The following is an 11,717-nucleotide window of genomic DNA, read 5'->3' on the forward strand; positions in this document are numbered from 1 at the left end:
ACCCGGGCCTGCTCCCCATCAGAAGTGCTTTATCACCTCACTGATCCCGGCAACCGGTGAATGGAGATGAGATGTACGGGCCAGTTGCGCATCATTACTGTGATCCGCGGTCTTTGGAGCCAGGGAATACAGGCCTCCCGAGCACACCATGATGAAAAGTAGAGAGAGCATGACTTTACGCATGGAAACCTCCGTCACCCGAGTCGAAATCGAGTGCAGTGTTTTTGTTATTGGTCTCTCTAGTCTGCCTCTCTCAGATCACAAAAAGCTTAGCTTCCCATGCCATGAAATTAGCACTTCGTGCCAATCCCAAACTGTGCTGCGAGCGTAGCCGACGCGACCTGAATCAGCGCTGACCATCGCTTTGGATGGCCTCCTGCTCCAAAGGTGATCCAAGGCCAGGCGCGCATGGAAAGACTGCACTGTTGATGAACGGCGCCTCACCAGGCGGCACCTGGCTCTCGCACCAGTGCGGCTTGCCTGCCCACCATCGAAGCTATCCTCGGCCTGGAAGTCATTCATCCCGTCATCGCAGGTTTGGCAGCATCGTGCGCTACGCTTTGCCTTTGAACGTTTTCCCGGCGCCTTCATGGATACATTGAGCAAACTTGAAATCGAGACGGCCCTAGCACAACGGCTGCCCAACTGCTCTGTCAGTTGTACGATCAATCCCGACGGTCATCTGTCGGTGGATGTCCTTGCGCCGGGCACCAACCAGTTCACCATCGCCAACATCGACCGCACCCACTATCACGGTGAGCCAGGCATCAACCGGCTGGTGCGCGAGATACTCGAGGAAATGGTCGTCTCGCGACAGTCATCCCACCTTCCCTGAGCCACGTAGTGAAGGGCTCGACCTATTGGATAAGCCGATTCTTCAATTGGAGGTTGGTGCAACGACCAACCGATTTTTTCGCTGATTATTTTTGCAGTCCTCCCCTGGGCCTGCCGGTCAGATTATTACCAATGCACGACATCGGCCTTGCAAGCCGCGGTTCCAGCGCTGGTCGCGACCAGCAGGACCTGCCGTGTAAAGTCAAACCGCAGAGAAGGGACGACATCATGTACAGCATCCACCAGCGCCTGCAGGCCCGTGCCTGCCGTAAGCTTGCCCTAGAACAGAACCAGCGCCTGCTCAAACAAGCCCATACCCTGAACAGCCAGGCTTACGCACTCCTCGACAAGGTCCGGCCCGACCTGGATACCTTCGAGCAATACCACTTGCTGCGTAACAAGGCCGAGGAGAAATTCCAGGAAGCCAATGAGCACCTGCAACTGGTCAACCGGGAGTTCGGCGAGCCCCAGGCCTCAGGCTTTGCTCCTCTGCTGCGCACCTCCCCGCCCAAACAGGCATCCCGCAGATCGCTTCTACAGCGCACCGGGCGCTAGTTCCCGAAATACGCCATCAAGCCACCCAAATGCCTGCATTGTCAGGTCTTGCGCCCGGCCCAGATCAACGCCACGCAAACGTTGGCGATCCCATAGAAGTACGCCAAGGATGCATCGAGACTTTCTGGAACAGGGGCCCTACGAAACGACTACCCACCATGTGCTCGCGCACGAAGCACTGGGTGAACGGGGAATAGCTGATCACTCGCCAGGGTTTGCCCCGCGATTCCCGGGAACCGCCCCGAGACACCACCCTGCCCGTCCCGGCAAACCATCAACGGCCAAGCGCACCCTGCGCGCTTGGCCCTGATAGTTACGGCACGATCCTCACGGACTTTTTGTGGGTGAAAGTAAGGTAGCTAAAACGTCCATGGTATTCGCCCATGCCCGAAGCACCGATGCCGCCAAAAGGAAGGTACGGGGAGAATGCGTGCAGCAACACGCCATTGACCTGCGCATCACCGGACTGGATCTGGTCGATAATGCCTTTGGCAAGGTCGACGTCCTTGCCGAACACATACACCGCCAACGGCTTTGGATGATGCTTGTTGATCAGGCTTACAGCAGTGGGAACCTCATCGTACTCCAGCACCGGCAAGATCGGCCCGAACAGCTCTTGCGCCATCAGCGGGTCATCCCACTGGACATTGTCCACCACCGTGGCACTGAACGAACGCTTCTCCATGTCGGCCCGGGCACCGACCAGGACCTGACCGCGGGTTTCCTCGATCAAAGCAGCCAAGCGTGCGACCTGGTGCGCGGTCACGATCTTGCCGGTGGAGTCGACCTCCGGCAGCTCGACCTTGACCCTTTCCACCAAGCGTTGCAGCAGGGTGTCTTTGACGCTGCTATGGACATAGAGGTAATCAGGGGCGATGCAGGTTTGGCCGCTATTGATGAATTTGCCGAACATCAACTGATCGACCGCCTGGTCGATGTCCGCATCAGGCAGGACGATCAGCGGGCACTTCCCCCCAAGCTCCAGCACAACTGGCGTCAAGTGCTCCGCCGCCGCCTTCATGACCACCTTCCCCACGTTTGGACTTCCAGTGAAGAAGATGAAGTCGAAGGGCAGGCTCAACAGGTGGGTATTCTCGTCTCGCCCGCCTTGAACGAGCGTGACGTATTCAGGGGCGAATGCAGCAGCGATGATGTTCTCGATGACCCGCGATGTCTCGGGAGTGGCCTCCGACGGTTTGATGATGCAGGTATTGCCGCCCACGATGGCGCCGATAAGAGGCGTCAGGGTGAGGTTCAGCGGATAGTTGAACGGGCCGATGATGTAACTAACACCGTAAGGCTCCTGGACGACGTAGCACTGCGATGGAGCGATGATGTCCGGAGTCGGAACAAGCTCGGGAACGACCCATTCATCCAGATTCGCCAAGGCGAAATCTATTTCATGCAGAACCTCGCCGATTTCGGCCAGGTCCACCACGTCCTTGGGCTTACCCAGATCTTCGGCCAAAGCGAAGTAGAGGGCCTCCTGGTTCTCGACCACCGCGTCGCGGAGCCGCTTCAAGGCCGCCTTTCTAAAGCCGACATCCGCTGTCGCGCGGGTGGCGAAGAAAGCCTTCTGGGCTGAAAAGAGCGAGTCGATCATCGTCGGGGACAGATAGTTCATGGATGTATATCTCTTGGTGTTACAGGTTCGATTGGTAGCGACCGGAGCCAGGGAGACCCGCTTGAAAACAGCAAGCTGTTGTCACTCTCCGTGCCCAGGAGATGGGGCCTTGCCCAAAACTCCCTCGCAAACATGAGCGATTCCAGGCAAGCACGTGCCGCTACGGGTCTGCAGATACTGATCCGCTCAAAGGCGGGCCCCGTGAGATAAGCGCCGCATATCGCGCATTCAAACTCACTTGGGCAGCCGAACCCTCAAAGCAAGAGCTGTTCCAGTTTTTTGATAAAGAATTTATTCGTTAAATTTCAATAAGTTACATGTTTTTTAAAAACTCAACCTGGCACTTTGACCGATCGCTCGTTGCACATTTGAAACACCGGTTTCACTATAGAAAAAACTATGGATGCTGGACATGCACAACCAAGAGTACCTGCCCAGGGTGGTCGCGCTGATCACCCACCTTCGCCTGCCTGAGGGCCCTAGCCGGATGGCGCGGATCGTCGAGCAGGTGATCCCGGACTATTACGGTCGAGCTCGCATAGAGGTTGTCGAGACCACGGTCAACCAACTGCTGGAAACCGGGCGCGCCCTTGAGGCCAGGGGGGATGTCGATGTCATCATCGGTTCGGGAGCAACATCCGAGTACCTCAGGCGACATCTCTCGACCGCCGTCCTGTCGATTCGCATGGGGGAGTACGATCTTATTCGCGCGCTCGACCTGGCCCGGGCACGAGCCACCAAGGTGGGCATCGTCAGCTTCCAGCACGAGCATCCCGCGCTCCAGGCCATGTCGTCGCTGTTCACCGTCGACATCCGTCAAGTCACCTACAGCAGCTACGAGGACGCCCGCCAACAGATCCATCACTTGGTGGATGACGGTTATCGCCTGGTGGTGGGTTCTTCGACAGCAGTGGAAACGGCCGAGGCAGCGGGTGCGCAAGGTGTCCTGGTGCTTAACGCCGATACCGTGCGACGCGCCATGGAGGATGCCCTGGCGATTTGCCGAAGCCGCCAGCAAAGCCTCATTCAGCAACAACGCCTCAATGCGGTGTTACGCAATCTATCCGATGGCGTGATCGCCGTGGATGCCGAGTGCGCCGTCCAATCGCTGAATCCACGCATGGCGTCCCTTCTGGGCATCACCAGCGATTGGGCGCGGGGACGGTCACTCAGCGAAGTCGTTCCCGGTCTCGACATCAGCAATCTCCAATTCAGCGACGACACACAAGAAAGCCACATCCTCAAGGTCGGCGGCCGAACACTGGCAGCCAATGTCACACCCATCATCGAAAACGGCAGGCCCGATGGCCTGGTGATTACCTGCCAGGAAGCGAACGCGATTCAGCGCACGGAGCGACGCATTCGTAGCCAGATCAAGCCAAGGCAGTTCACCGCCCGATATCGCTTCGAACAAATGCTCGGCCAGGCCCCGAGTTTTCGCATCATGCTGGACCTTGCCCAACGCTATGCAGGCGCCGACGCCACGGTGCTCGTCCAGGGTGAAAGCGGAACCGGCAAGGAGCTCCTGGCTCAAAGCATACATAACGCCAGCCCCCGCCAATCCGGGCCCTTCGTTGCCATCAACTGTGCGGCGTTTCCAGAGTCACTGCTGGAGAGCGAGCTCTTCGGCCACGAAGAAGGCGCCTTTACCGGATCACGCAAGGGCGGCAAGGCCGGCCTGATAGAAAACGCCCACATGGGGACCCTGTTCCTCGATGAAATAGGCGACATGCCAGTGACGCTGCAGACACGCCTTTTGCGGGTACTGCAGGAGCGTGAAGTACTGCGCCTGGGGGCAACCGAACCGACCCCCATAGACATTCGCGTGATTGCCGCCACCCATCGGGATCTGCGCACACGGGTCCGCGAAGGTGAGTTCCGCGAGGACCTCTATTACCGGGTGAACATCTTGCGCCTGGCCATCCCCCCGCTGCGCGAACGCCCTGAAGACATACCGATGCTCGCCCAGTTCCTGCTGGCCAAGCTATCGCCGCGAACGGCGGCCAGCACGGTCGCCCACGCGCTGCTCGAGCGGCTCATGCCCCATCTTCAGCGGCACAGCTGGCCAGGCAACATTCGCGAGCTGGAGAACATCGTCGAGCGAGCCGTGTTATCGGCCAATGTGCTCCAGGACGGCAACACTTCGCTGGACCTGCGGATGCTATTCGACGAACTGTTCGAACCGTCGCCGGCCCAACCTTCCACAATGGCCGGGCCGCAGCCAGCGCAAGACTTGCGCAGCCTCAGCCGTGCACAAGAAAGCGCTCGCGTCAGTGAAATGGTCGAACGCTGTGCCGGCGATATGGAGGAAGCCGCCAAGCGCCTGGGCATCAGCCGCACCACACTCTGGAGACGGTTGCGCGCTAAAAAGTCCAACTAGCAGATAAACAGGCCCTTTCAACCCTGAACTTTATTTCAGAAATGAAATGGAAAACGCGCCACGCACACCTACCTAGCGTTAAACGCTCATTCAAGAAATCACTCAACTCAATGATTTAAAAAGAGTTATTCCAACAATAAAAATACGCCCGACATATTGGCATGTCGCTTGCTCCTTGCAGTTTCGGCTTGGCACCCTCGTGTGCCCAGCCCTACTCAATACAAAAACAAGGCAGGAGGTGCCGATGCTGGGCATGATGATGAACTTCAACCTGAGTATCACCGCCATCATGCGGCAAGCGCTCATGGTTGCCGCCAATACCGAAATTGTCTCGCTGCTCCCCAACGGCCAAGTGCATAGATACACCTATGCCGAGGCGTTCGCTCGTGCAGGCCGCCTGGCCAATGTGCTGGACACCCTGGGCTGCCCTTCGGATGCACGGGTCGGAACCCTGGCCTGGAATAATCACCGGCATTTTGAGTTGCACTATGCAATTCCGTGTTCAGGACGCATCTGCCACACCATCAACCCCAAGCTGTTTCCCGAACAGGTCAGCTACATCATTCGCCATGCCGAAGACGACCTGCTATTCGTCGACCCGCAGTTCGTGCCGCTGCTGGAAAGCATCCAGCATGAAATCAGCAGCGTGCGCCGCTACATCGTGCTGTGCACGGCTGACGCATTACCTGCCAGCACGCTGCCCAATCTCGTTAGCTACGAAGCGTTGTTGCAGGCACACGATGAAGGCTATGACTGGCCCGATCTCAATGAGCATCGAAGCAGTGGGCTGTGCTACACCTCCGGGACCACGGGTAATCCCAAAGGCGTGCTGGCGAGCCATCGCAGCACCGTTCTGCATGGCATGGCCCAGAACATGGCCGACAATGTCGGGTTGCGGGCACTTGATGTGGTCATGCCCATGGTGCCAATGTTCCACGTCAATGCCTGGGGCATGCCCTACAACGCAGCGATGGTGGGTGCCAAGCTGGTGTTGCCAGGACCATGGGTCGGCGACGCAGGTGCCATGGTCAAGTTGATCAATGATGAGAAGGTCAGCCTCTCTCTTGCAGTACCGACCCTCTGGGCCAACATCTCTCAGTATCTCGATACCCAGGGCGGCACGATCCGTTCGTTGCGACGCGCCGTCAGTGGTGGCGCCGCATGTCCACTTTCACTGATCCAGGCCATGCAACGCCACGGTGTGACGTTGGAAAACGGCTGGGGGATGACCGAGTTGAGCCCAATGGGCAGCTACAACCGACGCCAGCCCTGGTATGACGCGTTGACCGAGGAGGCCCAGGCAAAGCAGTTGCTCAAGTCGGGAAGGGCATTGTTCGGCATCGAGATGCGCATCGTCGACGAAGCCCAGCGCGCCCTGCCCCACGACGGCCAGGCCGCGGGTTCGCTACAAGTCCGGGGCCCCTGGGTTCGCAATGGATACTTCGGAGAAGAGCCCTGCGAAGGTTGGTTTGATACCGGCGATGTGGCGACGATCGACCCCCGCGGCTACATGTTGATCACCGACCGCATCAAGGACGTGATCAAGTCGGGCGGGGAATGGATCTGCTCCGTGGAGATCGAGAATGCCGTCATGGCCCATCCCCAAGTGGCCGAGGCCGCGGTCATCGCCATCCCGCACCCTCGCTGGAGTGAACGACCACTGTTGATCATCGTTCCCAAGCACGCTGCAACCGCCCCCACCCATGAAGAACTCTTGGCATTTCTGGACGGCAAGATTCCGAAATGGTGGATGCCGGATAGCTGCGAGTACCTGGACAAACTCCCCCATACCGCCACCGGCAAGGTCAGCAAGAAGGCGCTGCGAGAGCACTTCGCCAGCTAGGCGCCCCCACTCGGCAGGCAGAGGGAACGTCCGCCGGCCTATGGCGTCGTCTCCTTGAATGCCTCTGACCCATAGGTCGCTTGCAGCGACAAGGAGCCCCCATGCCAGTCGATATCAGTCCCTTCATGATCACCACCCCGGTTGCCAGTTCCCCAAGCAACCCGGTGGCCCTGGAACTGATGGGCGCCCAGGCCCTGGCCCATGTGCCCCAGGTCATCAGCCAATTGCCCGACGGTTCGATCCGCATGAGCGCGCCGACCCGTGGTGCCTCCAGCAAGAGCACCCACCGCACTCGCTGCGAGTGGAAGGAGCCGCTGTACTGGTCCCTGGCCAGTGCTCGGCTGCACAGCAATCGCCAGGTCATGCGCCTGGAGCAGGTCAATTCGGCGCAAAAGGTGGTGATCTCGCAGATGCACGTCAAGGACGACGACAGCCCGGCGGTCAAGGTGTTCTGGAACAAGGGCCGGATCACCTGGGGCTTTCGCGCCAGCTTCGACCAGGGCGAACCGGCCACCAGCATCATCGCCACCAACGTTGCGCTGCACACTCCCTTCGAGATCACCCTGAGTGCCACGACAGGCGGCCTGGTCCTGGTGCGGGTGACCTGCAATGGCGTCGCCAGCACCAGTACTCCTGGGCAACTGGACAGCAGTTGGAACGACCACCGTTTCGACTTCCACGGCGGGATCTACAACCAGGTCGACTACAGCGACAGCACCCCCGCCAGCGAAGGCTCGGTGTGCATCATCAGTGAGCTGCAAGTCAGCCATACGCTGGCTTGAAGCGGGCCCCACGGGCTTCACCATCTGGGTTGCGGTGCTGCGGGTCCCGGCACCATCTCCCTACCGGCGTCCCCCCCTCGGTGGTGCACCTGGCCTCGGGTGCTTGGGCAGGACGCCGCCGGACATCAGGACCATGGCGAGCCGGGTGACCATCCGGGCCTCCAAGGATTGCGCCGGCGGCGTCCCATGCAGGCGTTGCACTGGCCTGGCACTCACGCGCGCTGCCAGACCACCGGGAACCAGTCTTCACGCATGCGATCGCCGTCGTTCAGGTCGATGCCGGGAAACGGTGGAGAAGTACGCCCCGGGCGCTGGATATAGCGCACATCGTCGCCCATGAACCGGGTAGAGAACGCCCGCCGACGGCCACTCCCAGTATTGCCGGCAGCGCCATGCACGGTGCGAAAGTCGAAGACGATGGCGTCTCCCGGCTGCAGCTCCGGGGAGAGTATCGGGTACTGGCCGTTGTCCACGTCCGGCATGTCCATGAACAGGCTCTCGCCCGTGTCGTTGTCAGTGGCGCCGTAGAAGTCCTGGTTACTGGCCCAGCTCTTGGGTCGTACCGGCTTGGGCCAGCGATGCGAGCCCAGGACCACACTCAAGGTGTTGCTGCGGGTCACCGGGTCCAGGGGAATCCAGTAGCTGGCCGTCTGCAAGCCGTCGACGCAGTAGTAAGGCAGGTCCTGGTGCCAGGGCGTGGGCTTTGAAGTGCCAGGCTCCTTGACCAGGATGTGGTCGTGGAAGACCTGTACCCGTTGCGACTCCATCAACTGCCCGGCAATGGCCGCGGCTGGTGAGTTGAGAACGAAATCCTCGAAGGCTGGAATGCGCTGCCAGTTGCAGTAGTCCTCGAAGAAGCGCCCGCCTTCGCCGCTGCCGACGTTCTCGATGGCAAAGGCGCTGGGTTCGGCCAGGTTCTGCTCGAAACCTTCGCGCAAGCGCTCGATCCAGTCGCCAAAGACCCCACGCAGGACAATGGCGCCATTGCGTTGAAACTCCTCGATCTGCGGATTCATCAAGTCAACCTCTTGTTGTTCTAATGAATCCAAGTATTGAGGCGCTGAACTTTCTGCGTAAACGACAGATTACTTATTCATCAATATAGGCACTTTATATAGCCGACCGGTTGCCAGCCCTGGTGTTTGCCCGGTTAATAACCCTGCCTGCCTTCCCCCTCAGCCACTGCCGGACCAGGAACACCGGCCCCCGCATTTCATCATCGGCAGTTGACGTCCGAATAATAAGAACAACCAGGAGTGACTTGAGATGAGCGACAAGCAGCCTTCCATGCGGCGGGGCCTGAGCACCCGTCATATTCGTTTCATGGCCCTGGGTTCGGCCATCGGTACCGGGTTGTTCTACGGTTCCGCCGCCGCGATCCAACTGGCCGGGCCTTCGGTGCTGGTGGCCTACCTGATCGGCGGCGCGGCCATCTACATCATGATGCGCGCCCTGGGCGAGATGGCCGTGCACAATCCGGTGTCAGGGTCATTCGGCCACTACACTAGCCAATACTTGGGACGCTTCCCCGGTTTTCTCACCGGTTGGAGCTATGCCTTTTCGATGCTCGTGGTGTGCCTGGCCGATGTCACGGCCTTCGGTATCTACATGGGCTTCTGGTTTCCCGATACGCCACGCTGGATCTGGGTCCTGGGCATCGTGTTCTTCATCGCCGCACTGAACCTGTGCAGCGTCAAGGTCTTCGGCGAGATGGAGTTCTGGCTGTCCCTGCTCAAGGTCACCGCCATTATCTCGATGATTGTCGGCGGCATCGCGATCCTGCTCCTGGGTATCCAGCCCGGTGGCTCGGACCAGGTCCAGTCCGGCTTCAGCAACCTGTGGAGCCACGATGGTTTCTTCGCCAACGGTGCCAGCGGCCTGATCGCTTCGTTCACCGTGGTGATGTTCGCCTTCGGCGGGGTCGAAATGATCGGTGTCACCGCCGGCGAGGCCAGGGAACCACAGCGGGCGATCCCCAAGGCCGTGAACTCGGTGCCGCTGCGTATCCTGCTGTTCTATGTGCTGACCCTGTTCGTGCTGATGGCGATCTACCCCTGGTCGAAGATCGGCAGCGAGGGCAGCCCCTTCGTGCAGATCTTCAGCGCCCTGGGCATCGATTCGGCGGCGGCCTTGCTCAATGTCGTGGTGATCTCGGCGGCGATTTCGGCGATCAACAGCGACATCTTCGCCGCCGGACGCATGATGTATGGCATGTCTGGCAATGGCCAGGCGCCGGCGAGCTTCGCCAGGTTGTCGCGTTTCGGGGTGCCATGGATGACGGTCGCGGTCATGTGCGTAGCCTTGCTGATCGGGGTCCTGCTCAACTACCTGGTACCTGAGAACCTGTTCCTGATCCTGGTAGCCGTGGTGACCTTCTCCATCGTCTGGGTATGGCTGATGATCCTGCTGTCGCAAGTCATGATGCGCCGGCGCCTGTCCCCTGCCGAGGTCGCCACCCTGGCCTTCCCGGTGCCGTTCTGGCCCGTGGGTCCGGCCCTGGGTATCGCCTTCATGCTGTTCATCTTCGGCGTCCTGGCCTGGTTCCCCGATACCCGCACCTCGTTGTTCGTCGGGCTGGGCTGGCTGGCCCTCTTGTCCATCGGCTATTGGCTGTTCATCGCCCGGGACGCCAAGCAACCGGCTGCCGCCGACAAGCCGGCCCAGGCCGACGCAACGCCCTAGGGGGTGAACTGCGCAGTGGCCCAATCCAGGAACGCCTGGGCCACTGGCGAAGGTCGCATGGCGCTGGATTGGGCCAGTACTACCGGCTGCGGGCTGACTGCCTCGAGCAACGGGCGACAGGCCAGGGGTTGCCCGTCATAGCTGCGATCGCCCTGGGGCCGGGTACAGGACAATGCAACGCCGTAGCCGTGGGCCACCAGGCCGCGCTGCATCTCGAAGGTCTGGGTCAGTTGCAATGACGCCGGCTGCAGGTCGCAGGCCCAGAACAACGACAGGAAGTACTCCCGGGTCCTGGCGATGTCTTCCAGGATCAGGCACTCGGCGGCCAGGTCCACCAGCGACACCTGCTCCTGGGCGGCCAGGGGGTGATCCACTGGCAACAGGGCGTAGGGCATCAGGCGCTCCAGCACCCGGGCCTGGATGTTCGGGCTCAGGCCCATTCCATAGGTCAGGGCCAGCTCTGCCTGCCCTTCCAGCAGGCGTCGATTGACGCCCGCCAGGTCGCTCTCGAACAGGGTGATCGAGACGTCAGGGTGACGCTGGCGAAAGCCCGCCAGCAGCCGTGGGGCGAAGTACGGCCCCAAGTCCTGGAAACACACCAGGCTCAAGGTTCCGCGTAACTGGGCCTGGCAATCATCGGCGCCCACCATGATGGCGGCCCTGGCGAGAATCTCCCGGGCCTGCTCCAGCAACTTGCGCCCTGCCGGACTCAACTCCAGGCCCCGGCTGACCTGGCGATGAAAGAGCTTTTCGCCCAGTGCCGTCTCCAGTTGCGCGATCGCCAGGGACACCGAGGGCTGGGAGATGTGCATGGCCCTGGCAGCGGCGCTGACGCTGCCCTGCTCTGCGGCAGCGACAAAGTACTCGAGCTGGCGAAAAGTGAACCCGATCATCGGCCTGGCTTCCTGATTATTGTTTGCGCCGATGATACAGCGGCCCCGGCATCTATCGGCAACGCTCCCTCCTCCCCGCCCATCCATGTCCAAAGTACACAGCGCTGGCGTTGATTCGTGACTT

The 11,717-nt window shown here is 60.3% G+C and carries 10 protein-coding genes; 6 read left to right on the forward strand and 4 right to left on the reverse strand.

The features are described from left to right. Positions 1 to 18: 18 nt before the first annotated feature. Positions 19 to 183 (reverse strand): hypothetical protein, encoded by a 165-nt coding sequence (locus tag ATY02_RS16370; protein ID WP_164823685.1) that lies wholly within the window; start codon positions 181 to 183, stop codon positions 19 to 21. A gap of 406 nt (positions 184 to 589) precedes the next feature. Here ATY02_RS16370 and ATY02_RS16375 point away from each other — a divergent pair, with 406 nt between their 5' ends. Both ATY02_RS16375 and ATY02_RS16380 read left to right on the forward strand, forming a co-directional pair. Beyond that, a complete protein-coding gene (locus ATY02_RS16375) occupies positions 590 to 835 on the forward strand; it encodes a hypothetical protein (protein WP_068576172.1) in 246 nt (81 codons plus the stop codon). A 227-nt stretch (positions 836 to 1,062) separates the two neighbouring features. Beyond that, entirely contained in the window at positions 1,063 to 1,389 is a 327-nt protein-coding gene (locus ATY02_RS16380; protein ID WP_068576171.1) for a hypothetical protein, read from the forward strand. A 313-nt stretch (positions 1,390 to 1,702) separates the two neighbouring features. Here ATY02_RS16380 and mdlD read toward each other — a convergent pair whose 3' ends face one another. Then, complete coding sequence (mdlD, locus tag ATY02_RS16385; RefSeq protein WP_068576169.1) at positions 1,703 to 3,013, reverse strand: NAD(P)-dependent benzaldehyde dehydrogenase MdlD; 1,311 nt, start codon at positions 3,011 to 3,013, stop codon at positions 1,703 to 1,705. 412 nt (positions 3,014 to 3,425) lie between these two features. Between mdlD and prpR the strand changes: the two genes are divergently transcribed. The 3 genes from prpR (at position 3,426) to ATY02_RS16400 (ending at position 8,018) form a co-directional block, all read left to right on the forward strand. After that, positions 3,426 to 5,393, forward strand: coding sequence for a propionate catabolism operon regulatory protein PrpR (prpR, locus tag ATY02_RS16390; RefSeq protein ID WP_083236044.1), 1,968 nt, complete (start codon positions 3,426 to 3,428; stop codon positions 5,391 to 5,393). A 244-nt stretch (positions 5,394 to 5,637) separates the two neighbouring features. Further along, positions 5,638 to 7,236 (forward strand): long-chain fatty acid--CoA ligase, encoded by a 1,599-nt coding sequence (locus tag ATY02_RS16395; RefSeq protein WP_068576167.1) that lies wholly within the window; start codon positions 5,638 to 5,640, stop codon positions 7,234 to 7,236. Between the two features lie 101 nt (positions 7,237 to 7,337). Then, complete coding sequence (locus tag ATY02_RS16400; RefSeq protein ID WP_068576165.1) at positions 7,338 to 8,018, forward strand: polysaccharide lyase family 7 protein; 681 nt, start codon at positions 7,338 to 7,340, stop codon at positions 8,016 to 8,018. 212 nt (positions 8,019 to 8,230) lie between these two features. Here ATY02_RS16400 and ATY02_RS16405 read toward each other — a convergent pair whose 3' ends face one another. Further along, positions 8,231 to 9,034: a phytanoyl-CoA dioxygenase family protein gene (locus ATY02_RS16405; RefSeq protein WP_068576163.1), complete on the reverse strand. Its 804-nt coding sequence runs from the start codon at positions 9,032 to 9,034 to the stop codon at positions 8,231 to 8,233. 250 nt (positions 9,035 to 9,284) lie between these two features. Between ATY02_RS16405 and ATY02_RS16410 the strand changes: the two genes are divergently transcribed. After that, positions 9,285 to 10,700 (forward strand): amino acid permease, encoded by a 1,416-nt coding sequence (locus ATY02_RS16410; RefSeq protein WP_068576161.1) that lies wholly within the window; start codon positions 9,285 to 9,287, stop codon positions 10,698 to 10,700. Here ATY02_RS16410 and ATY02_RS16415 read toward each other — a convergent pair. Next, positions 10,697 to 11,593 carry a LysR family transcriptional regulator gene (locus ATY02_RS16415; RefSeq protein ID WP_068576159.1) on the reverse strand — a complete coding sequence of 299 codons (897 nt, stop codon included), beginning with the start codon at positions 11,591 to 11,593 and terminating at the stop codon, positions 10,697 to 10,699. The two genes, ATY02_RS16410 and ATY02_RS16415, sit on opposite strands and share 4 nt — an antisense overlap. Between the last annotated feature and the right edge of the window lie 124 nt (positions 11,594 to 11,717).

This window comes from Pseudomonas sp. BIOMIG1BAC (assembly GCF_001705995.2).
Lineage (GTDB): Bacteria > Pseudomonadota > Gammaproteobacteria > Pseudomonadales > Pseudomonadaceae > Aquipseudomonas > Aquipseudomonas sessilinigenes.

Excerpts from the sequence above, each read along its gene's own strand:
- ATY02_RS16370 (WP_164823685.1), bottom strand. The coding sequence starts at position 183 with ATGCGTAAAGTCATGCTCTCTCTACTTTTCATCATGGTGTGCTCGGGA.
- ATY02_RS16375 (WP_068576172.1), top strand. The coding sequence starts at position 590 with ATGGATACATTGAGCAAACTTGAAATCGAGACGGCCCTAGCACAACGG.
- ATY02_RS16380 (WP_068576171.1), top strand. The coding sequence starts at position 1,063 with ATGTACAGCATCCACCAGCGCCTGCAGGCCCGTGCCTGCCGTAAGCTT.
- mdlD (WP_068576169.1), bottom strand. The coding sequence starts at position 3,013 with ATGAACTATCTGTCCCCGACGATGATCGACTCGCTCTTTTCAGCCCAG.
- prpR (WP_083236044.1), top strand. The coding sequence starts at position 3,426 with ATGCACAACCAAGAGTACCTGCCCAGGGTGGTCGCGCTGATCACCCAC.
- ATY02_RS16395 (WP_068576167.1), top strand. The coding sequence starts at position 5,638 with ATGCTGGGCATGATGATGAACTTCAACCTGAGTATCACCGCCATCATG.
- ATY02_RS16400 (WP_068576165.1), top strand. The coding sequence starts at position 7,338 with ATGCCAGTCGATATCAGTCCCTTCATGATCACCACCCCGGTTGCCAGT.
- ATY02_RS16405 (WP_068576163.1), bottom strand. The coding sequence starts at position 9,034 with ATGAATCCGCAGATCGAGGAGTTTCAACGCAATGGCGCCATTGTCCTG.
- ATY02_RS16410 (WP_068576161.1), top strand. The coding sequence starts at position 9,285 with ATGAGCGACAAGCAGCCTTCCATGCGGCGGGGCCTGAGCACCCGTCAT.
- ATY02_RS16415 (WP_068576159.1), bottom strand. The coding sequence starts at position 11,593 with ATGATCGGGTTCACTTTTCGCCAGCTCGAGTACTTTGTCGCTGCCGCA.